Origin of the sequence: Peredibacter sp. HCB2-198, assembly GCF_045999315.1 — a bacterium.
GTDB lineage: Bacteria > Bdellovibrionota > Bacteriovoracia > Bacteriovoracales > Bacteriovoracaceae > Peredibacter.
In genome coordinates this window covers 1,751,677-1,774,603 of the sequence record NZ_CP174607.1, presented here as the reverse complement: position 1 = coordinate 1,774,603, position 22,927 = coordinate 1,751,677, and the positions used below count along the sequence as shown (strand labels likewise).

General features: G+C 42.3%; 23 protein-coding genes. 21 read left to right on the top strand and 2 right to left on the bottom strand.

From position 1 onward, the window contains the following. Nucleotides 1–108: 108 nt before the first annotated feature. From ACJVC5_RS08795 to aroC, 5 genes are all read left to right on the top strand, one after another. A complete protein-coding gene (locus ACJVC5_RS08795; protein WP_408099002.1) occupies nt 109–1,524 on the top strand; it encodes a phospholipase D-like domain-containing protein in 1,416 nt (471 codons plus the stop codon). A 68-nt stretch (nt 1,525–1,592) separates the two neighbouring features. Further along, the gene (locus ACJVC5_RS08790; protein WP_408099001.1) at nt 1,593–2,759 is read left to right on the top strand and encodes a metallophosphoesterase family protein; all 1,167 of its coding nucleotides are present in this window, start codon (nt 1,593–1,595) and stop codon (nt 2,757–2,759) included. Between the two features lie 81 nt (nt 2,760–2,840). Beyond that, nucleotides 2,841–3,740, top strand: coding sequence for a lipoyl synthase (lipA, locus tag ACJVC5_RS08785; RefSeq protein ID WP_408099000.1), 900 nt, complete (start codon nt 2,841–2,843; stop codon nt 3,738–3,740). A gap of 2 nt (nt 3,741–3,742) precedes the next feature. After that, nucleotides 3,743–4,480 (top strand): lipoyl(octanoyl) transferase LipB, encoded by a 738-nt coding sequence (lipB, locus tag ACJVC5_RS08780; RefSeq protein WP_408098999.1) that lies wholly within the window; start codon nt 3,743–3,745, stop codon nt 4,478–4,480. After that, a complete protein-coding gene (gene aroC, locus ACJVC5_RS08775; RefSeq protein ID WP_408098998.1) occupies nt 4,467–5,468 on the top strand; it encodes a chorismate synthase in 1,002 nt (333 codons plus the stop codon). Before lipB ends, aroC begins: the two co-directional genes overlap by 14 nt. Here the strand turns inward: aroC and ACJVC5_RS08770 are convergent. Both ACJVC5_RS08770 and ACJVC5_RS08765 read right to left on the bottom strand, forming a co-directional pair. After that, nucleotides 5,416–7,482 carry an LTA synthase family protein gene (locus ACJVC5_RS08770; protein ID WP_408098997.1) on the bottom strand — a complete coding sequence of 689 codons (2,067 nt, stop codon included), beginning with the start codon at nt 7,480–7,482 and terminating at the stop codon, nt 5,416–5,418. The two genes, aroC and ACJVC5_RS08770, sit on opposite strands and share 53 nt — an antisense overlap. A gap of 30 nt (nt 7,483–7,512) precedes the next feature. Beyond that, complete coding sequence (locus ACJVC5_RS08765; protein ID WP_408098996.1) at nt 7,513–8,613, bottom strand: type IV pilus twitching motility protein PilT; 1,101 nt, start codon at nt 8,611–8,613, stop codon at nt 7,513–7,515. 124 nt (nt 8,614–8,737) lie between these two features. On the opposite strand from ACJVC5_RS08765, the gene ACJVC5_RS08760 reads away from it, so the two are divergent. The 16 genes from ACJVC5_RS08760 to ACJVC5_RS08685 all read left to right on the top strand — a co-directional run bounded on the left by ACJVC5_RS08760 (nt 8,738) and on the right by ACJVC5_RS08685 (nt 22,927). Next, entirely contained in the window at nt 8,738–9,880 is a 1,143-nt protein-coding gene (locus tag ACJVC5_RS08760) for a phospholipase D-like domain-containing protein (protein WP_408098995.1), read from the top strand. A 3-nt stretch (nt 9,881–9,883) separates the two neighbouring features. Next, entirely contained in the window at nt 9,884–10,630 is a 747-nt protein-coding gene (locus ACJVC5_RS08755; protein WP_408098994.1) for an endonuclease/exonuclease/phosphatase family protein, read from the top strand. Nucleotides 10,631–10,728: 98 nt separating this feature from the next. Further along, nucleotides 10,729–11,406, top strand: a complete 678-nt coding sequence (locus tag ACJVC5_RS08750; RefSeq protein WP_408098993.1) for a hypothetical protein — start codon at nt 10,729–10,731, stop codon at nt 11,404–11,406. 44 nt (nt 11,407–11,450) lie between these two features. Further along, complete coding sequence (locus ACJVC5_RS08745; RefSeq protein WP_408098992.1) at nt 11,451–12,554, top strand: NnrS family protein; 1,104 nt, start codon at nt 11,451–11,453, stop codon at nt 12,552–12,554. 75 nt (nt 12,555–12,629) lie between these two features. Continuing rightward, nucleotides 12,630–13,208: a cytochrome c3 family protein gene (locus ACJVC5_RS08740; RefSeq protein ID WP_408098991.1), complete on the top strand. Its 579-nt coding sequence runs from the start codon at nt 12,630–12,632 to the stop codon at nt 13,206–13,208. Further along, nucleotides 13,196–15,808: a 4Fe-4S dicluster domain-containing protein gene (locus ACJVC5_RS08735; protein WP_408098990.1), complete on the top strand. Its 2,613-nt coding sequence runs from the start codon at nt 13,196–13,198 to the stop codon at nt 15,806–15,808. The genes ACJVC5_RS08740 and ACJVC5_RS08735 overlap by 13 nt, the downstream gene beginning before the upstream one ends. Beyond that, nucleotides 15,798–17,099: an NrfD/PsrC family molybdoenzyme membrane anchor subunit gene (gene nrfD / locus ACJVC5_RS08730; RefSeq protein ID WP_408098989.1), complete on the top strand. Its 1,302-nt coding sequence runs from the start codon at nt 15,798–15,800 to the stop codon at nt 17,097–17,099. Before ACJVC5_RS08735 ends, nrfD begins: the two co-directional genes overlap by 11 nt. After that, nucleotides 17,081–17,572: a DUF3341 domain-containing protein gene (locus ACJVC5_RS08725; RefSeq protein ID WP_408098988.1), complete on the top strand. Its 492-nt coding sequence runs from the start codon at nt 17,081–17,083 to the stop codon at nt 17,570–17,572. Before nrfD ends, ACJVC5_RS08725 begins: the two co-directional genes overlap by 19 nt. A 55-nt stretch (nt 17,573–17,627) precedes the next feature. After that, on the top strand, nt 17,628–17,990 hold the full coding sequence (locus tag ACJVC5_RS08720; protein WP_408098987.1) for a c-type cytochrome: 363 nt from the start codon (nt 17,628–17,630) through the stop codon (nt 17,988–17,990). Further along, entirely contained in the window at nt 17,987–18,790 is an 804-nt protein-coding gene (locus ACJVC5_RS08715; RefSeq protein ID WP_408098986.1) for a hypothetical protein, read from the top strand. Before ACJVC5_RS08720 ends, ACJVC5_RS08715 begins: the two co-directional genes overlap by 4 nt. Further along, on the top strand, nt 18,787–19,059 hold the full coding sequence (locus ACJVC5_RS08710) for a hypothetical protein (RefSeq protein ID WP_408098985.1): 273 nt from the start codon (nt 18,787–18,789) through the stop codon (nt 19,057–19,059). The genes ACJVC5_RS08715 and ACJVC5_RS08710 overlap by 4 nt, the downstream gene beginning before the upstream one ends. Continuing rightward, complete coding sequence (locus ACJVC5_RS08705; protein WP_408098984.1) at nt 19,004–19,675, top strand: SCO family protein; 672 nt, start codon at nt 19,004–19,006, stop codon at nt 19,673–19,675. The genes ACJVC5_RS08710 and ACJVC5_RS08705 overlap by 56 nt, the downstream gene beginning before the upstream one ends. Continuing rightward, nucleotides 19,672–20,544 carry a c-type cytochrome gene (locus ACJVC5_RS08700; protein WP_408098983.1) on the top strand — a complete coding sequence of 291 codons (873 nt, stop codon included), beginning with the start codon at nt 19,672–19,674 and terminating at the stop codon, nt 20,542–20,544. The genes ACJVC5_RS08705 and ACJVC5_RS08700 overlap by 4 nt, the downstream gene beginning before the upstream one ends. Further along, a complete protein-coding gene (locus tag ACJVC5_RS08695) occupies nt 20,528–22,126 on the top strand; it encodes a cytochrome c oxidase subunit I (protein WP_408098982.1) in 1,599 nt (532 codons plus the stop codon). Before ACJVC5_RS08700 ends, ACJVC5_RS08695 begins: the two co-directional genes overlap by 17 nt. Then, nucleotides 22,123–22,674 carry a cytochrome c oxidase subunit 3 gene (locus ACJVC5_RS08690; RefSeq protein ID WP_408098981.1) on the top strand — a complete coding sequence of 184 codons (552 nt, stop codon included), beginning with the start codon at nt 22,123–22,125 and terminating at the stop codon, nt 22,672–22,674. Before ACJVC5_RS08695 ends, ACJVC5_RS08690 begins: the two co-directional genes overlap by 4 nt. Next, complete coding sequence (locus tag ACJVC5_RS08685) at nt 22,664–22,927, top strand: hypothetical protein (RefSeq protein ID WP_408098980.1); 264 nt, start codon at nt 22,664–22,666, stop codon at nt 22,925–22,927. Before ACJVC5_RS08690 ends, ACJVC5_RS08685 begins: the two co-directional genes overlap by 11 nt.

Below are 22,927 nucleotides of genomic sequence, written 5' to 3'. Positions count from 1 at the left end.
CTCCTACTTTTTAATCATTGCTTGAATTCTACTCTTATGATTCCTCGTCCGTGAATTTGGCAGGCCACTTGCTTAGTACTCCACCATAACCATTTATGGGGGAATTCCATGAGAATTCATCAAACACTAGCTTTGACTATGTTAATGACTCTTGCCACTCAGGTGAAGGCCGAAAAAGCGCGCTTCCTTTATGATGACAAAGAGGCCCTGCAAGCTCGCGTAGACCTTATTCAACAAGCAAAATCTGAAATTTTAGTCGAATACTTCGCCGTAACAGATGACGATGTTTCAACGACAGGGGTGGCCCTCCTTTGTGAGGCCTCAAAACGCGGAGTAAGGGTTAATATCCTTCTAGATGCTCTCTCAAGCAGCGTGAAAGATACCACCATCGCCGCCACTCAACGTGACTGTAAAGACAAGAACGGTAAGACTAATATCACTTTTAAGCTCTTTAACCGCCTTGAAGATGTTCATACGATTTACGATATCTTCAATCGCGTTCACGACAAAATGCTCTTAGTGGACGGATCAAAGCTCATCATTGGCGGACGTAACGTTGACGCCAAATACTTCGGTCTTGATAAGAAAAGAAACTTTCACGATCTGGATATTATGATCAGCGGGAAAGTGGTTCAGGACACACGCAAGTACTACATGGGTCTGTGGGAAAAGAACGATATCGTGAAGAAGGCCTATTACGACAAACTTCAACGTGAAAAACTTGTTTATATTTGTGAAACCGTTCGTGGTCCTGAATGTGACGAAAATGTGGATAAGCTCTATGCCCTTATGCTCCGAGATGTGAAATCTTCTTCAGAAAGAATGAAGTCCCTGCTCGAAAGATTAAAGAGTGGTAAAGGGACCGCAAAATGGAACACAGGTAAAGACTGGTTCAAAGACGCTAAGGAAATTGATGGTGTAAAATTACTTTCAAACTCAACTGAAAAGAACATGGGTTCAAAAAACATGCTCGTGAGTGATGAACTCTACTCCATCGTAAGTAAGGCGAAGAAGAAGGTTCTTATTCTTTCTCCTTATCTGATTCCTACGAAACGTGCTCATACCATGTTTCAGGATCTGATTGACCGTGGAGTAAAAGTAACCATTATCACAAACTCTCTTAAGTCGACTGACAACCTCTTTGCGCAAGCTGGCTATAAAGCGGCTAAAGACACTATGATTGCCATGGGAATTGAACTTTACGAATACAACTTGGTTGATACGACTCACGCCAAGACAGCGGTAATTGATGATGAAATCGCCCTTATTGGTACCTATAACTTGGATCCTCGTTCTTCTAAGCTCAATCGTGAAGTTGGTATCATGATTAAAGACACGAAAGGTTCAGGCATTGCCAAAGACCTGACTGTGATCATTAACAAATTCAAGGCCGACTCACTTCTGGTAGGTAAAGATAGACAAGAGATGAACAAAAACCTTCAGGACGCCGAAGTAGGTAGTTTCAAGAAAGGTGCTGTAAAAGTCATTGAACAGGCCGTACCTCTTATAAAACCCCAGCTTTAAATTCGTAAACTTGCCCCCTCCCTGCGAGGGGGCTTGAATAACTCCGATAATAAATTTACGCTTTATGGATGTTGAGAACTGCGACAACCATTTTGCCCTTGATGTTTTCTTTGAGTGTGACCGCTCAAAGTATTTTCACTATTTCTCCTTACGTTACCGTTGAAGACCAAGGAAATATCACTCTCAATTTTCAGACCACCAAAGATATCGACCTTGAAATTAAAATTCAGGAACAAAAAAGAACTTTTGGCAGTCTCTATTATGCAGGCAAGTTAACTAAAATTGATCTTGGGAAATTAAATTGCGATAGACCTCTTCGTTACACCATTTCGTCAGAAAGTCGTACCGAAGTTGATAATGCTCTCGTTGCCATTCCTTGCACGAATAAATCCCCTCTTTATTTTGGTTTTATGAGTGACACTCAAATCAAGAATGAAGCAGGTCAGGTTCGGGCCACCAATTTATCTAAAACCATTGCTGAGCTTCAGGAAATGCATCCTTTTAGTCTCATCATCAATGCAGGCGACATCGTTCAGCATGGTGGTTATGAAAACGAATGGATCAATTTCTTCAACACAGTAGATGTCTATCTTCGTCGTTCCTATCTCATGGCGGCGGTCGGAAATCACGAATACTTTGAATCTCCGTCAATGGACAAAGCGCCGCCGGAATTTCTCACTTACATGAGAAATGGACACAGTCCGGATCTTGGTCACATGCAATTAGATCTCGGAAGAATCAATATTCTCATGTTGAACTCAAATTTTGAGTCCATGTCCGAATCAAAAATTCTAGAACAATGGGAGTGGCTAGAGGCCAAACTAAGAATTGCACAGGAACAGAGAAAACCGACAGTGGTCACCATGCACCACTCTCCCTACTCATCAAACCTTGAACACGTGCGCACCATCCCTACTCGCTTAAGAAATGAACTCGTTCCTATGCTGGAAAAATATAAAGTGAAGATGGTGCTTTCAGGGCATCTTCATATGTATGAAAGAAGTCACAAAGCGGGAATCACCTATCTGACTGCCGGCCCTTCCGGCGGAATCAATAACGTGGTCTCTTATCGAAATCCGTATAGTGTTTTCTATAAACAGTTCATAACGACTTTTAGCGTGCTTAAACTTCAAGGGAATTTCCTGGAAGTCATCACATATGGTGGTGATAAAAAGGTCATTGAGCGTTTTAACGTAAAGCTGGCAGACGGCCAGAGAAAACCAGTAAGGTTTTAGTAGTAATTTTAAGTACTTAAAGACCATGAAAAATGCCTCTCCCTCTAGTCGAATACGCCTCTGACGTGATAGATATCCCTCATGGCCGTAACATATTTTGATAAAGACACATACCAGAGAAAACCTGAGTGGTTGAAAGTTAAACTTCCACAAGGGGACGACTTTAAAGATATCCGCAATAACCTTCGCGAGAAGGGTCTTTCTACTGTTTGCGAAGAGGCGAAGTGCCCGAACATTTCGGAGTGCTGGAGCGCTCGTACTGCAACTGTGATGATCCTTGGAGATACATGCACACGTGCTTGTAAATTCTGTCACGTGAAGACCGGAAATCCAAAAGGCTTTATTAATCACGAAGAAATCGAGAACACCTCCAAGATGGTGGGCATGATGTCTCTTCGTTACGTTGTGATCACAAGTGTTGATCGTGACGATGTTGCTGACCACGGTTCAGGACACTTCGCCGCAGTTGTAAATAGAGTGCACCAAGATCATCCTGAAACGAAAGTTGAAGTTCTGATTCCAGATTTCGCTGGTGATGAAGAACGCATGCATACTCTCGCAAAATCGAATCCATTCGTGATTGCGCAAAACCTTGAAACAGTAAAACGCCTTACTCATCCAGTTCGTGACCCACGTGCTGGTTACGAGAAGACCCTTAACTGTCTTAAGTTCTACAAAACAAATTATCCTCACATTCAAACGAAGACTTCACTTATGGTGGGTCTGGGTGAAACTTGGGCAGAAATCCAGGAAGCTCTTGAAGACATCAGAGCTCATGGAGTAGATATCGTGACTTTCGGTCAGTATCTTCAACCAAGTAAGCGTCACTTAGATGTGAAGAAATTCTATACTCCTGAAGAGTTTGAAGAACTAAAACGTATGGCCCTTAAAATGGGTTTCAAATTTGTCGCTTCAGGTCCGCTTGTCAGAAGTTCATATAAAGCTTCAGACTTTTTGGACTACGTTGAGGCCAAAGCCTAATCATGAGCACTCTCTTTTCATCCGCTGAACTTGCATCTTTGGATTTAAAAGAGAGTGACCTTACAACTCTTAATGAAAGAACAATCGTTGTCACGAAATGGAACTGGGAATACTCCCTGGCCCACAAGTTCCAACGTCTCGCACTTACCAAAGTACAAGAAGGCCAAGGCCTTCGTATTTTAATCTGCACGAGCCACCCGGAAGTTTTAACCAATGGTCGCGGGCTGCAAAAACCTCGTAAGGGTGAAGTGCTGGAGCTGGTTGAGTTTAAACCAGAAAACTATCCTAACCTTCCCTTCCCGCTTCATCAGATTGAGCGTGGCGGTGGTCTAACGTTTCATCATCCGGGACAATTTATTTTTTATCCCATCGTGAAACTCAATCCGCAGACACTTTCTTTGTCTCATATGATGGATCAGATTTTTGATTTCTCAATTGAGGTCTTAAAAGACTGGGGTGTTAAAGACGTTCACCACGAACATAAGTATCTGGGTCTATGGAAAGGTGAAAGAAAACTCGCCTCTATGGGAATCGCTATTGAGAAGCTTGTGACTTTTCATGGTATGGCCCTCAATATGAAATACAATAAAGACATGGTCTCTGCTTTAAGAAGTCTCAACCCTTGTGGCCTTAATCCAGAAACCTATATTTCGGTAGAAGAAATGATAACTCTACCTGAGAACCCGCTCGAAAAGTTTCGGGAAGAATTTTTGAAAAGGATCAAACATGAGTGGCAATAGCTTCGGTCAATTGTTTCGCGTGACCACCTTCGGTGAGTCTCATGGTGAAGCACTTGGTGTGATTATCGACGGCATGCCTGCAGGTCTTACTGTAAATCTGGATGATCTTAAAAAAGAACTTCTTCGTCGCGCGCCCGGGCAGCACGCAGTTCATACGTCTCGTAAAGAAGATGACGTTCCAGAAATTCTCTCTGGTGTCTTTGAAGGGAAGACTCTCGGAACTCCGATTACTGTTATTGTGAGAAACACCAATCAGCGAAGCGCTGATTACGAACCTTTAAAAGATTCTTATCGCCCAGGACACGCTGATAAAACCACCATGATGAAGTATGGTTATCGTGATCATCGCGGCGGTGGACGTGCTTCCGGTCGCGAGACTCTTGCCCGTGTAATCGGTGGATATTTTGCAGGACTTATTCTTCCGAAAGCGTCTTTCTACGCTTATATCGAACAAGTGGGACAATTTAAACTAAACGCAAGGCCTGCTGACCACTCTGTTTCTCGAGGTGAAATTAATGTCCCTGAGAAGAAGATGTCAGACGAAGTCGTTGCCTTCTTAAGTGAATGCAAAACCAAAGGTGAATCGGCCGGCGGGATTGTGGCCCTTTCAATTTTGGGTTCTCCCACTGGTTTAGGTGAACCGGTATTCGATAAACTTAAAGCTGACTTTGCTAAAGCGATGCTTTCACTTCCTGCTTGCATTGGCATGAGTGTGGGAGATGGTTTTGAAGTGGCACTTAAACCAGGATCTGAGATCTCTAAAGACTCGAAGAACTTTGCCGGAATGGAAGGTGGAATTTCTAACGGTGAAGAGATTGTTTTAAAACTTGCCTTCAAGGCCCCGTCAACCATCGGTGATAAGGCCCGTGCCGGTCGACACGATCCATGCATTCTTCCACGAGTTGTTCCTGTGGTTGAAGCGATGGCAAAAATCGTTATGGCCGACCATTATCTCCGTCAGGCCGCGTACTCTTCTTTTCTGCCTTAAGATAAGAATCTGTAATACCAATGAGACCAAGTCCGTGCTGCTGTAGAGCGCGCAGATTTTCTGTTTCTTCAGTTGGCTCAAGGATTTGTTTATCTAGGTCCTTCCACTTCCAATATTTTCCGTGGTGATAAGCGCCCTCTTTGTTGGCAAAAATTCCCGTGCTGTTAATGGCATGAGATTCATCGCTTAAAAGGTTTTCACCGAGCTTGATGTAACTTTGGCCAGAAAGTGCCAGATGATAAAGCGTCGGGAAAATATCTTCGTGAGAGCCAAATTTCGTCAAATCCACATTGGCCGGTTTATAGGCATCTGGTACTGAAATAAAGAATGGAACTGCGTAGCGACGAAATTCCTGGTCTTGCTCAACTCCCTTGGCGATCCAGAAGCTGTGGTCACCCGTCAAAGCAACAATCACCTTATCTCCGGCCGCAGAACCCTTGATTCGCGTAATGAATTCACCGGTCTTTTGATTTGAATACTGAAAGCCAAGGAATCTTTTGCGAGCGAGATTTTCATCAACCGTGATCGCCTCCATCACTTCCGGACTTAAAGTCAAAGTCTTCGGAGTATACGAAGATGGATACTCAAATGGCGGATGATTTGAAGTCGTAAGAATCAAAAAGAACTGTGGCTTAGTGGCCGTTCGAATTTGTTCATCAATAAACGAATAAAGATACTCATCGAAGATTCCCCATTCGTTTCCTAAATCACGGGCCGAAAAATTATTAAGCTCGGGCATTGCCTCTTTGATTTCATCAGCGCCCCAAATTCGATCATATTTTTGAGTGCTGAGGTATTTACCGAGATTTCTCCAACCGAGTTTTCCACCGTATACAAAATGAGTCTCGTAGCCGCTTTCCTTGAACGGAATATTGCCGGCAGATTTAAGGGCCGTTTGCATGAACTCAGATTCAGATAAAAAGCGCGCCCCCGGACGGATCACTTGAGAAGTCGCAACTGATACAATACTTCCGATGGTTCCGTTTTCAGCAGGAAGAAAATTTTTGAACAGAATGCCTTTCGAGAAATGCTCTTTCAGCTCACCTAGGAGTTCAAACTTTGAAGAGTCTTGATCGTTCCAGTAACTACCAAAACTTTCCATCACAATCATGACAACGTGAGGAGGGTTTTTCTTTAAGAATGGATTTGCAGGTGTTTTGGCAGTAAGTGCGGTCCGAATGTCTGAAGATTCTGGAGTTGAGTTCCATGCTGCTTTGAAGGCCTCTTCCCAATTCGCAAATCCGTAGTTCTTTAAGTAGTCATACTGATCTTTACCAAAGGTCTTTCGGATTTTAATTGCACGATTAAGTGTAAGCGCACCGTTAAGAGCAATTTCATTCACAAACTCATTATCGCTAATAAATGAGTCTTCAACTGAAAGTGGAAGACGAGTGAAATTCCCCCGCCCCATGAATGCAATAGCAACCAGTCCTACTAATAAAGTAACTGGAACCTTAAAATCATTTTTTTTGGCCTTAAGATCAAACTCAAATGGCGAGAATAAAAATTTAATAAAGCGATATAATCCATAGTGAACAAAGAAAAGAATCGTTCCCCATAGAGGCACAGGATAGTTTTTCCAAATCGTTACGATCAATGCCTGAGTATCATCTTCAAAAAAGCCAAAGAACAGAATGTTCAAGTGTTCTTGAAAATAAGAATAAAAACCATAATCACAAACATAAAGCCAGCAAAGAGCGAAGTAACCAAAACAGAGTGTGGTTACCATCAAAAAGCGCGTGCCTTTGATGACTCGTTTACCCGGAAGAAAGTAAGCAATATTTAGAATAAGAAATGGAATAATATTAATGTAAGCGAGTGGCATGAGGTCATAGCGAAAACCAAGAATCATCGCCTGCTTAATTCCGGAAAGATTTGCAACCAGAGTGTCCCAATCGCCAAAGAACAAAGCAAAAGTGGTCCTCGCCAAAGTCATGAGAATGGCAAAAAGAACAAAAAGAAAAACAAGGTTTTTAAGCCAGCGCCAGTAGTAGTGCCTGAAAGAAAGATTCATAATATGACCTCAGTAAGAGGATCATATCAATCAGTCGTCCCCTTGAGAATCACCAAACATCAGGTTTCTCTCGAAATCTTCTGGCTTCGTGGCATTTGCCTTCGCCTCTTCCAACGTAATACGCCCTTCTTTGTAGAGGGACGTAATGTGTTGGTCAAAACTCTGAGCACCAGAAGTGGTTCGACCCTTTTCGATGTAGGTGTAGATGTCTTTGGTTTTTGAAGGTTCCATGATCGCCTCACGAATACCAGGATTGTTAATCATGATTTCCTGAGCGGCCACGCGACCTTTTCCATCTTGAGTTTTAAGCAGTCGTTGGGAAATAGTTGCATGTAAGTTATCGGCAAGACGAGTTCTTACAACGTTCTGCTCTTCAGGCGGAAACATGGAAATTAGTCGTCCAATCGTACTAAGTGCATCCGTGGTGTGAACAGTTCCAAAAACTAAGTGACCTGTTTCGGCCGCTTTAATCGCAATCGAAATGGTCTCAGCATCTCTCATCTCTCCAATCAGAATAATGTCGGGATCCTGACGAAGGGCCGAACGAAGGGCCGAGTTAAAATCAGAAGTGTCTTGTCCAATCTCACGCTGAGTAATCCGCGCTTTAATCGGTGTGTGAACATATTCAACTGGATCTTCCAGAGTGAGAACGTGAACAGCAGAAGTCTTGTTGATATGGTTAATCATTGCTGCAAGAGTCGAACTTTTACCCGAACCAGTGGCACCTGTTACAAGAACAAGTCCAGCGTTTGCTCCAGCGATTTTATTAATGACTTGCGGAAGTTTTAGATCTTCAGTCGTTGGAACTTTATCAGAAATGAGACGAAGTATTAAACCAATCTTTCCTTGGTAGCGCATGAGATTATAACGAACACGGCAGACACCAGGGACAGAGAAAGATCCGTCATGCTCTTTAATTTTATCAAGGCCCTTCAAAATATCTGAATCTTTGATCATGATACTGCAGACAAGTTTCAGATCGTCGTTAGTTAGTGGATCATACTTAACCTGAACCAGATCACCTCTTAATCGAAAACAAGGCTTCTCATCCGTTCGCAGGTGAATATCACTCACTCCACTACTAGCTGCAGATTTAATAATACTGAGGAACGCTTCTTTGGTCAGGGCCATGGTCCATCCATTTATCGAAATGTATGCAAACTTATCGAAATCTCATGGCAGAACCTTAGCCCTCAAATATATCCGAGTAGCACACTCTACTTTACTAATTATTTGAAAATCCGAAAGGATATCCATGTCACACTACTGGAAAACCGAAGAAGTTTTTTTTGATGGGGATGAGTACTTTGATCGACTCATGAAGGACATCGATCAAGCTCAGCACTACATTACGATGGAGATGTATATCTTCAATGATGATATGTTGGGGAAAAAAATGGTGGCCCATCTTATCAGTGCTCACCAGCGTGGCGTGAAAGTTCAGATCATCGTAGATGGGGTTGGAAGTTATCTTTTCTTTGATAAACTTCACGGCATTTTTCAGAAAAAAGGGATTCTTGTTAAGATCTATAATCCTCTTCCCTTTTATCATCCTTACTATGGAAATTTAAATTTCATCCGCAAACTTCAGATCATGTCAGTCAGGATGGTGAGGTTGAATAAACGCAATCACCGAAAAATTGTGACGATTGATAATACTATTATGTACACAGGTAGTTTTAACGTCACTGCTGAACACACTAAGTATCACACAGACAAACCTTGGAAAGACATGGGCATGCGTGTGACCGGAGATAATGTGCGTTTCGCAGTTCTTAACTTTAAAAAGAACTGGAAGTTACGAGACTATTTCCGTTATAAAAAGCAACTTAAGAAGAAACTTAATATTAATTGGCGACAGTCACCTCTAAGACTGAATCACACGCTTTTTATGAAGCGATATTTTTACAAGAACTTTCTGCAAAAGATCAATCGCTCTCAAAGTCACATTTGGCTAATGACTCCTTACTTTATCCCTAAAAGAAGGCTCATCAGGGCCCTGGGAAAGGCGGCAAAGCGCGGAGTCGATGTAAGACTCTTGATCTCTTCTCGCACGGATGTTGAGTTTTTCCGTTGGCTTCAATATTTTTACTATGCTTATCTGATTAACAAAGGTGTTAAGGTTTACCAGTATACAGATTCAGTTCTCCATGCCAAAAATTACATCATTGATGATTGGATGACGATTGGATCAACTAACCTGAATCATCGGAGTTTCATTCATGATTTAGAAGTGGATCTGGTGATTCAAGATCCAAAAAATAAGAAACAGGTGGAGGAACATTTTCTCTCCTCATTAGTGGCCCAAAAGGACATAACTCTGGAAGGTCTGAAGCAACGGCCCCTATGGGACCGGGCCCTTTCAAGATTGTTCTTTCTTTTTAAATATTGGTTTTAAAACATGAAACTTAGGATTCTTTCTTACAATATTCACAAAGGCTTCACGATTGGTAATCGTGACTTTATTTTGGAACAAATCCGCCTCGCCCTTCGTGAAACCAACGCCGATATTCTCTTCTTGCAAGAGGTGTTAGGAGACCATCAGGATAAAAAATGTCGTATTCCAGATTGGAAGACCGCCATTCAATTTGAATATCTTGCAGATACAGTGTGGACCCATTTTGCTTATGGAAAAAATGCTGTTTATCCGGAAGGGCACCATGGGAACGCCATCCTTAGTAAGTTCCCGATCATGGATTGGAACAATCACGTGATCTCAACCAATCGTTTTGAACATCGTGGCCTATTAAAAGCGAAAGTTCAGATTCCAGAAACGGGCCAAGAAATTGTTCTCGCTAATGCTCACTTGAATCTTCTTCAAGGTGGCCGCGATCTGCAGGCCGATATGATCATTAAGCACATGAGAACCGATGAAGGAACACCTTGGGTCCTGGTTGGTGATTTTAACGATTGGAACAAAAAGATTTCACCTAAGATCGAACATAATCTTGGAGCAAAGGAAGTCTTCAAATTCTTACACGGAAAATACCCTCTGACCTTCCCCTCATTTATGCCGACTCTTTCACTGGACAGATTTTTTGTTCATGGACTTAATCCCGTGACCGCCATGGCGCTCACAGACAGTCATTGGAAGAATCTTTCAGATCATTTACCGTTGTATGTGGAAATTGATTTGCCTGATGCCTAAGGTAAATCTTGACATGGCGGCAATCTAGCAAAGCACCGAAGGCCAAACAAGGTTTAAACTTGGCGGCTGCCATGCATTCTGACTAAGTTATACGACGTATGACTTTCATGGAAAAGATGGGTCTCATTCATGGTTATTTTTTAGGCATATTCACTGCACTTATTAGTTTATTGAGATCCTCTCGCATGTTCCACCCAAGAGGTATTGTTTTTGGAGCACAGGTGGATTCACACATCTTACCTCATGAGGCCCTCGTTCGATTCTCCAGTGCGTGGTGGAAGAACAAAGAATGGCCGGATGCCTTGGGAATTGCAATCCGTTTCTATGAAGGAAATAAAGAACAGGATCTTCTCTTTGCCAGTTTTTCTTCTCCTCTACTCCTTCTCATCTCCCCCTTAATTACGAATCACAAAGACTACTTTGGAAACGCTTACTACGGCGTAGGTTTATTCGAGAGAGATGGCAGAATCGTAAAATATCAGCTACGCCCAAGAAGAACAGATAGAATTCAGGGTTCAAGGAAACAAAGGCTTGAGCATGATTATTTGACAAGAGAAGCGATACTTGAACTTCTAGAAGAAGATCAAGTATCAAAAAGAGTAGAAATAATTGCAGTTCTTAGACTGATTGAAAAAAGCGAGATAGATCAGGAAGCTCTAAGATTTTCGGCCTTCAAGAACGATTTAGGTATTATTCCTCGCGGATACCTGCAATATTTAAGAGTGGGAGCATATAAGCTCGGCCAATGGGCCAGACCTAAATCAAGCAAATCATGATTTAAGTCATGCATTTGGGGCGACCTAGGATTTAGAATAGAGCTATGAAGTATATAAACGAGCCTTACCGAATCTTCTTTCCCCTTGGGACCCTTCTCTTTCTTTGCGGCATCCTGCTATGGATTCCTCAAATATTTAACTCTGGCGATTACCCGGTACTTCTTCATCGGGCCCTGATGCTTAATGGTTTCACGGCAAGTTTTATTGGTGGCTTCCTCATGACCGCAGTCCCAAAATTTTCTCAGACTGATGAGGCACGTCCCTTAGAAGTAGGGGCCTTCTTCGCTGTCATTGTGATGGCAATGGTTGCGGGCCATTTAGGGCACGAAGTCTGTCTTAAAGTTGCTTCAGCTCTACAGCCTATCACCATCCTGATTTTTTTATTAAGACGAATTACTAAAAGAAAACAAAACCCACCCTACAGTTTTGTCTTTATCTTCGTAGGTCTCGTTCTTTGGGCACTATCGAGCTTATTAGGAATTTTTATTGAATCTGATTCACTCATGAGACTCCACTATGAAGGGGCCATTGCCGCCATCATTCTTGGAGTGGGAAGTAGATTAATTCCAGGAATTCTTGGACATGTTGAAATTGTTACCGCACAAAGAACTCAATATGAGAGACCAGTTCCAATATTTAAAACGGTTCCACTACATTTTTTCTTATTAATTGCTGCATTCGTAGGAAGTTATTTTGCACCAGAAGAAATTGGGAACTGGATCAGACTCATTGTGGTTTCCTTTATTTCATTTACCTATTGGAAATTGTATCTAGCACCGAAGGATAAAACAGCTCTTACCTGGTGTATTTGGTTCTCGGCCTGGATGATCGCTCTAAGCTTCTTCCTCAGGGCCCTTTGGACTGATGCAGGGATTCATGCGTCTCATTCGTTCTTCATAAACGGAATTGCCCTTCTTAGTTTTCTTATTGCTACACGAGTCCTTCAGTCGCATGGTCCCAAAAAGAAAGAACTGGAGAATGAAAAAATTCTTTATGTTGTAACAGCACTTGTTTTCATTTCTTCTATCACAAGAGTATCTGCTTATCTCTTAGCAGAGAGTTACCAGCATCACCTTGGTTACAGTGCTTTGATTCTTAGTGCGGCCGCTATTTTGTGGGGATGGAAGTATTTAAGATACGCGAAATAATCACTCAGTGCATTTTGACGTATAAAGTTTGTTTTAAGAAAGTGTCCTGATTCATTTTTCCGAAAGCCCAAACTCATGTTTAAACTTTCTAAGGAGAAAAACAGGCTCTTAAAGCAGCTGATTGTTCTTTCAGTGGTCTTACTTGGTTCATTTGTTTGTCTTGCTCTTATCTTTGGCCAATCAGCTTACGTCACACAGAAAGGTCATTTCAGAGAACAACCACTCGCCTTCTCTCATAAGCTTCATACTGAAGACGTGGGAATTGATTGTAAGTATTGTCACACCCAACCTGAAAAGTCCTTCCATGCAGATATTCCATCAACTGAAACTTGCTATGGGTGTCACCAAGACATTTTAAAAACTTCTGCCTTTCTATATCCCGTTAGAAGTGCTTACCAAAAAAAGGACGTCATCAAATGGAATCGAGTCAATTTGCTCGCCGATCATGTGTACTTCAATCACTCAAAACATATCAAACAAAACATAAGCTGTGAAACCTGCCATGGTGATGTAAGAGGGATGCCTAAAATGACAACGGCCCATGATTTCACCATGCAATGGTGCTTGAGCTGCCATCGTACATTTCATGAGAACCAAAGGGCCGATGAAGTTCCTCAAGGTGATTTAAAAGGTTGTTATACATGTCACAGATAGAGCCGAATAAAGAATTTGCGGGCCCAGCTCATCTCTCGGACATGGATCGTCGGGACTTTCTAAAATACATGGGTCTGTTTTCTACAATGACCTTCCTTTCAAACTGTACCCGTCCCGCCCAACATATTCTTCCCATGCCTCGGGAGATTGCAGAATATTCAACAAGGAGTTATGAATTTTACACAAGCGCCTTTTCTTCAAATGGTTTCTCACAAGGAATTAAAGTTAAATGCTTTGAAGGTAGACCCATCAAGATAGAAGGCAATGAAAACCATCCCTATTCCTTGGGTGCGACTACAGCTACTGCCCAGGCCATGCTGTATGACCTCTATCACCCGGGACGAAACCAAAGAATAAACTGGAAAGGGAAAGAAAAGAACATCAGTGAGTTTCCTTCTCTCATCAAGGAGATGACCTCGCGGTGGGATAAGGGTGAAGAAGTTGGTTTTATTTTCCCTGCTCAACATTCGCCTTTTATCAATCGCCTCATTGAAGACATTCAAACGAAATATCCAGAGTCTAAATGGGTAAGCTTCTCTCCCTATAAACAAACCGCCTGGAATCTGATCAATGAACTTAGTCAGGATGTAGTTGTTTCTTTTGACGAAGATGCCTTCTTTAACAGGCCGGATGCTTTAAAAATCGCCCGGGAATTTATGAGAAGACGAGAAAGGGCCATCTCAACCAATCGAAAAGAAGAGATGAATGAACTTTATGTTTATGAATCTTCACCTTCACTTATGGGGGCCAAGGCCGACACTCGAGTCAACATCACAAGAGAAGAAATCTGGAATGATGCCGTTGACCTCATGAATATCATTGCAGGGAATCCGGTGATGAATGAGAGGATGAGAAAACTCTACTCTCGAATAAAAGACCGACGGGCCATTGTTTTTATCAATAACAGTCTTGATCCTGAGGCAAAAAATCTTGAACAGACAATAAACCAGCTACTAAAAGTGGATTATCAATATCTCGCTTTTGAATTGCCAGAGACCCATGTGCAGTCGGATTTCATCAAACTGCTTAAGAATAAAAAAATTAAGACGCTTTTTATTCTGGACTCTGATCCCGTTTACTGGAACCCGGAGATGGAATCTCTCATTAAAGATGTCCCAGAAAGGATTTCTTTGTCACTTTTCCCTAACTCTAGTCATGAACTTGCAACAATCAAAGTGGCCAAATCTCATCCATTGGAATCATGGGGAGACTTAAGGGCCATTGATGGCTCTATTACGATTCAACAGCCATTGATTGAGCCCATTTATTCTTCTCTTTCACTTCCTCAGTTTTTACTGGGGATCTTAGGCGAATCGAAGACCCCTCTTACATTCTTAAAAGAGACGTATCAAACTCGCTGGGAAGAAGGTCTTCACAAGGGATGGATCGCTGGCGAAACAAATTCGATTCTGGCCCCTTTAAGCCAATTTAGTAAAAGGACTCTCACCGATGGTTTCAACGTAAAACTTCTTCCTGATCCAACGGTCGGGTTTGGTGAATTTGCTAATAATCCCATCATGCAGGAGCTTCCTAAGCCCTTCTCGAAACTGACGTGGAGGAACGCTTTTTACATTTCACCAGAAGAGGCCGAGACCTTAAAAGTTAAAACAGGTGATGTGATCAAAGTGAAATCAAGTAAAGTTGGAATTAAAGGGCCCGTTTGGGTCCTTCCGGGAGTGGCAAGAGAAACAATTATTGCCACCTATGGATATGGTCAAACCAGCGGAACTTTCATTGCTAAAGATCGAGGATATAGCGCTTTTTCTTTTCAACAAGATGAAGCGGTCACAATTGAGAAGACAAACGGCTTTATTGATTTAGCCTCTACTCATGGCTTTCAAATGCTCCCTGAAAAGCATTCTCCGGTCAAACAAGGTCGTCTTCCACTTGGAGCAAAAGAACCTAAAATAAAAGTAGCAAGCCTTTATCCTGAGCATCCAATTCCTCTTCAGGAAAAAGGACCTCAATGGGGAATGACCATTGATCTCACAACTTGTATTGGCTGCCAGAGTTGTGTCAGTGCCTGCCAAGTCGAAAACAATGTTCCTTTTGTTGGAGAAGATCAAGTCAGACGCGACCGCATTCTTCACTGGTTAAGAATTGACACCTATTTTAAAGATGGTCAGGCGATGTTTCAGCCTGTTCCTTGCATGCATTGTGAGAAGGCCCCTTGTGAAGTCGTTTGCCCTGTGAATGCGACAGTTCATGGGAATGGAGGACTCAATGAAATGGTTTACAACCGATGTGTAGGAACTCGTTACTGCTCTAACAACTGTCCGTATAAAGTTCGTCGCTTTAACTTTAAAGCTTACTCGGTCATTCAGAAACCATGGAACATGGGATTTAATCCGGAAGTCAGTGTTCGTGAACGTGGAGTCATGGAGAAGTGCACCTATTGTATTCAAAGAATTAAAACAGGAGAAAACAGGACGGCCTGTCAGGTCGCTTGTCCTACGGAGGCCATTTCATTTGGGAACATAAAAGATGAGACCTCAGTTGTTTCTCGAAAAAAGAATCTACCTCACAATTACGATCTTCTAGAAGATGAAGGAACAGTTCCTCGAACTTCTTACTTAAAGGTGATTCGCTATGAGACCTGAAATGCACGATTTAAGTGAGAGATTGAGTGAACTTGGAGTCACTAAGTCGGCCCTTTTATTTAAGCTTTTCCTTCCCATGCTTTTCCTTTTAATGGTGCTTCTTGTGGCCATCACCTATCTTCTTCTAAAAGGAACAGTTGTCTGGGGAGTCAACATTCCTGTCGCCTGGGGATTTGCGATCATCAATTTTGTCTGGTGGGTTGGAATAGGACATGCGGGGACTTTTATTTCTGCAGTTCTTCTTCTCGCTCGTCAAGAATGGAGAAGCTCTATCAATCGTCTGGCAGAATCCATGACCCTCTTTGCGGTTGCTTGTGCCGGGTTGTTCCCTCTTCTTCATATGGGAAGACCTTGGCTCGCCTATTGGCTTTTACCTTATCCGAATGACATGACTCTTATTCCGCAATACCGAAGCCCTCTCGTGTGGGACGCTTTTGCGGTAACGACCTATCTCACGGTCTCGGTGATTTTTTGGTATGTAGGTCTCATTCCTGATCTTGCTATTGCCCGAGAAAAAACAAACTCAAAAGCGAAGCAGATTATTTTCGGTATTTTGAGTCTGGGTTTTAGCGGCGAGGCCCGTGAATGGTTGATCTTTAAAAAAGCGAGTCTTCTCCTGGCCCTTGTGGCCACACCACTTGTGGTTTCCGTTCACACAGTCGTCTCTCTGGATTTTGCTTCCGCGGGAGTTTCAGGTTGGCACTCGCCTATCTTTCCTCCTTTCTTTGTCATAGGTGCGATCTATTCCGGATTTGCCATGGTGATTTGTCTTTTAATTCTCCTCCGGCACAGGTTCCGAGTTGAAGACATCATAACGGAAAGACACATTGAAAAAAGTGCCAAGCTGATGTTGATGAGTGGCACCCTCGTGACCTTTTTCTACATAACCGAATTCTTCATGGTCTGGTACGGAGAAGAATACTACGAGGTCGTCAATCTTGTTCATAAAGCAACAGGAGAAAAGGCCTGGGCCTTTTGGAGCATGCTTTTTTGTAACTCTGTCGTGATTCAGCTTCTCTGGGTCCCTAAGTTCCGAAGAAACGAAAAAATGCTTTTTATTATTTCTATTCTGGTTTTGATTGGAATGTGGATGGAGCGATATATGATCGTGATCACCAGTCTTATGGATGCTTATCTTCCATCTGGTGTTGGTAATTACAGTCCAACTGTTTGGGACTGGCTTCTCTTTCTTGGTACCTTTGGCCTTTTTGGCCTTGGAATGCTTCTTGTGATTCGCTTCTTGCCTTTTATTCCGATCACTGAGGTTAAAGAATGCAAAGAAGACTTTTAATTTACGAATTTGATTCACACGAAGAATTTAAGGACGCCCTTCATCTTATTGAAGCGAAGGGACTCACCTTTCGTGCCTACACCCCAGTTCCAGAAGACGATATCATGACGTTTCGCTCACAAGGCACTGATTTAATCACCGTCTTTGCGGTCATTGGTGGTCTCATTGGTTTCATCACTGGCTTTGTTCTTCAGTACTACTCGAACGCGGTTTATTTTCCCATCAATGTTGGTGGGCGTCCTGTTAATAGCTGGCCCGCTTTCATGATTATTTGTTTCGAACTTATGATCCTCTTTTCATCACTCGGAATATTCGCATCTATCATTATTCTTAATCGCTACCCCCGCTTTGACCATGCCATTTTTGATTTGCCCGACTTCAACGAACGTCGAGACCGTCATTTTTTCCTGACCACAACTGAGGAGGTAACACTTGATAAGGCCATCAAGCGTTTTAATCTTACTCTTCATTAGTGGTTGCAATAATCATCGTGAGCAATCGTCCCTCAGGTTTCATGAGAGTCCTCGCATGCCTATCGAGGGAACAATAGCCATTAAAGAAGAAATAAAACCATTAAAGATAACACGGGAAAGTCTTCTCTTGGGCCAGACTCTCTACAACCGCAACTGTGCCTTATGCCATGGTTTCGATGGAAGTGGTGACAGCCTTCCCGTTAGAAGAGGTCTCACCAGACCAGATCCTCTTTTTGAAAAGGAACTTCCAGATCTCTATGAAGTCGTCACTCATGGGATCGGTAGAATGCCGGCCTTTAAAAGGAAACTCACTCAGTCTGAACGACAAATGGTCGTGGCCTATGTAGAAGCATTAAGACTTTCTCGCAGATTTCCCATGGAGAAGCTGGATGACAGTGACAAGGAGAGAGTGAAATGAAAGTCTTCCTTGTTTTTTTCCATCTTCTCATGAGTACCTTCTTCGGCGGAGGTATTGTTTTGGCCGTGTCAGGTCACTTCAAAGGAGAATGGACAAAATTTTTAAGATGCTTTATTCCTGGATGGAAATGGATCACGATGTTGTGGTTCATTCCTCTTATCGCTCTCATTTCAATGGCAAGCCACCTCTATCCTTGGGACGGCTTTCATGGCCATAGAGCGACTTATTTCTCAATTTATTATCTATTGGCAAGACAAGTGATCTACTTAGGTTCCCTCTTTGTGGCCTATCACTTTATGAGATCTAGACCCTGGATTTCGTTGTACATCTATTTTGTTATTGGAACCTTCTTTGCTTATGACTGGGCCCTAAGTCTAGAAACAAAATGGTTTTCAAATCTCTACGGACTTATTTATCTCTCTAGCGGATCTTTGGGGGCCTTAAGCATCATGCTTCTCACTCCCATTGCTCCTTTGGAACATGAAAGAAGAGATCTTGTGAATCTCTATGTTTCGATTAGCCTCTTCTGGCTCTATCTCCAATTTTGTCAATTTCTCATCGTATGGATGGGAAATCTTCCGAGAGAAGTGTCTTGGTATATTGTCCGGCTCCAAGGACCGATGCTGGTGCTTTTTATTGCAGTTCCCCTATTAAGGGTCCTCCCAGGAATTGTTCTTGCCTGCTCTCCGAGATTAAAAATGAAAGAGGCACTTATCAACATTTGTATGTGGATATCTTTGTTGGGATTTGTTTTAGAAATGGTCTGGTTTATTTGGCCCTCCATTAAAGGAGGTCTATGAGTCGACTGTATTTCAATACGATTCTTTTATTGATTGTTCTCATCATTTCTCATGTGGTGGTCTGGCACATGAATAAAGAACTTCATGTCGCGAGAATGGATTATCGGAAAGAAATTGAAAATAAAAAATACCACTTCTTAAGAGAAGAGCGGCTTCAGCTTGAGAAGCTTCAAAAACAAAGTCTGCAAGAATGGTCCAAGGGAAAAGATGGATATGTTCAAATGCCTATTGATCGCGCCTTTGATTATTATCTGCGCGATTTTAAGTAGCAGAGCTCAAGCTTCGCTACCCGACATTCCTGTCACGAATGAGTTTGGGGTAACGTCACCTCTCTCAAAACATTTAAACGAGCGAAGCCTCCTCGTGATGGGCTTCTATAACTGTAAACATATCTGCGACTTTATGGTGAAGAACCTGTCTCAAGACCTTGCTCGTTTTAAAATTTATCCTCATGTGGTTTTTTTTGGGATTGATGAACATGAAGGGCCTAGAGATGCCCTGAAATTGAAAAAGAGAATTGTGGGAGATGCCAAACATCACTGGACCTTTCTCACGACGGACAAAACCAGCATTCATAAGCTTGCAATGGCCCTTCCTTTTGAGATGAAACGGGATCCTGTCAGTGATGTCATTACTCACGAGATCGCTTTTTATACAGTTGAGAATAATCAGGTCATTAATAAGGTCACAGACCTGAAGATCACTGAGGACATATTTGGAGCACCGGTTACTGCCCTAGATCACATCAAACGTTTTTGTTCGGAGTTTGATCCTAGAAAATCGAAATATGGGACCTATGTCATTAATGGTCTCTCTCTTCTCAGTCTGGCCTTCGTTGGAGTTTTAGTTTTTTGGTTTATTTATTTGAGGCGTAAGATCGTATGAATTGGCTCAGTGACGTTTCGACGTTTTCAACAAGCTTAGATAAGTACATGCTGTTTATCACAGTAGTTTGTGGTGCTGTGACTCTTATCATCCTCTCTTTTATCGCCTTGTTTTGCTTCAAGTATCATGCATCTAAAGTCACAAATGAAGTTAAGGCCCTTACCAATCGAACACTTGAAGCGATTTTAATCATTTTTACTCTTAGTTTCTTTATGTACTTCTTTTATAGGGCGACAAATATCTATCAAGCACAAGTGACGCCCCAAAAGGCGGACTATGAAATATTTGTCTATGCTAAGCAGTGGATGTGGAAATTTCATCACCCGAACGGTTTTACAGAAGTTAATAGTCTCCATCTTCCTAAAAATAAAAGAATCAACTTTGTCATGATTTCGGAAGATGTGATCCACAGTCTGTTTCTACCGGACTTTCGAGTAAAACAAGACCTCCTTCCGGAGGTCTATACCACCATGTCGATTCACCCTTTAAAACTTGGGACTTTTCCACTTTTCTGTACCGAATACTGCGGAACAGATCATGCCCTCATGAAAGGTAGAATCAATATTATTGAAGATGAGGACTATAAACGTCTTATACATCAACCTAACGGAACGGGCGGAAGAGATCTCTTTGTAAAAAACGATTGCCTCACTTGTCACAATGAGGGCTCAAAACTGGCACCTAGTTTGGTGAGTCTCAAACGAAGCGATGAAGAACTTCGCCGATCCATCCTTTATCCACATACCGAAAAGGTGAAAGGATTCGAGGCCATTATGCCTTCTTATAAAGACACTCTCTCCGAAGGAGAGGTGCACTCACTCATTCAGTACATTAAAAGTATGAGGAAGATTGATGAAAAACTACTTTGATTCCCCTCGCGGAATTCTAAGCTGGCTTATAACGACCGATCACAAAAAGATCGCGTGGCTTTATCTCGTAAGCATTACGGTGTTCTTTTTGATTGGGGCCTTCGCCGCCCTTTTGATGAGAATTGAGCTTTTCACCGCCCATGGAGATATTGTTTCACCGGATGTCTATAATCGCCTTTTTAGCATTCACGGCATTGTCATGATTTTCTTTTTCCTGGTCCCTTCCATTCCGTCCGTACTCGGAAATTTCCTTTTGCCTCTCATGATTGGGGCCAAGGATCTGGTTTATCCTCGTCTAAATCTCATGAGCTGGTATGTATTTATGTTTGGAGGTCTTTTTACTTTATGGGCAACTATTGATGGTGGTGTGGACACAGGATGGACCTTTTATACTCCTTACAGCACCATGTTTTCAAATTCCCATGTCGTCCTTGCAGCACTGGGTGTTTTCATCACGGGATTTTCGTCCATTATGACGGGAGTTAATTTCATTGCGACCATTCATCAACTTCGTCATAAGGACATGAACTGGTTTAAGATGCCCCTTTTCGTTTGGGCCATGTATGCCACCAGTGTGATCATGGTTCTTGCAACTCCAGTATTAGCGACGGCCGTTCTTTTGATTGCTCTCGAGAGAATATTCGGGCTCGGTATTTTCGATCCGGCCCTAGGTGGAGATCCATTACTTTTTCAACATATCTTCTGGTTTTATTCCCATCCCGCAGTTTACATCATGATTTTGCCGGCCATGGGAGTGGTGAGCGAAGTCATCTCCTGCTTTTCGCGCCGACGAGTCTTCGGGTACAAGTTCATTGCGTATTCAAGTTTAGCGATTGCGCTTTTTGGTTTCTTGGTATGGGGTCATCACATGTTTGTGAGCGGGCAATCCACCTTCGCCAATACCATCTTCTCATTTCTTAGTTTTCTAGTGGCCGTTCCAAGTGCGGTCAAAGTCTTTAGCTGGACCGCCACACTCTATCGGGCCAAAATTTATCTTCGAACACCGATGATCTATACTTTAGGATTTATTTCGCTCTTTATGGTGGGAGGTCTCACAGGATTATTTCTTGCCTCCTTGGCGATTGATCTTCACGTTCATGATACCTATTTTGTGGTCGCTCACTTTCATTACATCATGGTGGGTGGAGCGGTAATGGGTTTCTTGGGAGGAATTCATTTTTGGTGGCCCAAAATCTCAGGGAAAAGTTATAACGAAAAGTGGGGACGTTTTTCTGCAGTAATCATTATTCTCGGCTTTAACCTAACTTTCTTTCCCCAATTCATCTTGGGATATCTAGGAATGCCACGCCGTTATCATTCCTATCCAGAGGTCTATGAATACCTAAACCAGGTTTCGACTGTAGGACTTATTCTTCTAGGGATTGGTTACTTCTTCCCCATCGTCTATCTAACAGTATCTCTCTTTGATAAGAAAAATGTGGGACCCAATTACTGGAATGCCGCTGGACTTGAGTGGCTGACCGAATCTCCGCCACCTCATGAAAATTTTCATGAACTTCCTGCGACGGTTCCCGATGTCTATGATTATGAACGCCTTCCTGACTTAGGAGGAGCTTCATGAAAAATCATATGGGGATGTGGATCTTTCTGGCCTCAGAAATGATGATTTTTGGAGTACTCATCTTCCTTTATCAGGTGGACATGAATCAGCACCTGACTGAATTTCGGATGGCCTCTCATGATCTTCATTTTATTCATGGGACTGTGAACACTGTGATTCTGATTACCTCAAGCTATTTTGTGGCCTTAAGTGATGTGAAAAAAAACAGACTCTTCTTGATTCTTGCCATGATCTTGGGAGTGATCTTTATTACGATAAAAGGATTCGAGTACTATGATCTCACCCAAGAAGGTAAGTTCCCTTTAAATTTTAAGAATCTCTCCAGTGCGCAAACTCTATTCTTTACCTATTATGGTTTTCTTACCTTCCTTCACCTTCTTCACGTGGCAGTGGGCATAATACTCTTAGGTGTGACTTGGTTTCTTTATTACAACCCAAAAGAAAAGAATCTTCCTCACAATGCTGGTCTTTATTGGCACTTTGTCGACTTGGTTTGGGTCTTTATTTATCCCCTTTTCTATCTCATAGGAAGAAATTATGGGCAGTAAAATCGTTCACCTCGCCTATATCGGATTACTACTTTTACTATTCATGACGGTGAGCTTGTCCTATCTCGAATTAGGTTATGGAAATGAGTTACTTGCCTACGGATTCGCGATCCTTAAAAGCCTCATCATTCTTATCGTTTTTATGAGTCTTTTAAAGGAAAACGTTATTTCCAAAGTCTATTTCTACATGGCGCTATTTGGAATTCTATTAATCGTTGTCTTTGTGATGGATGACTTAGTTTATAGAGGCTAG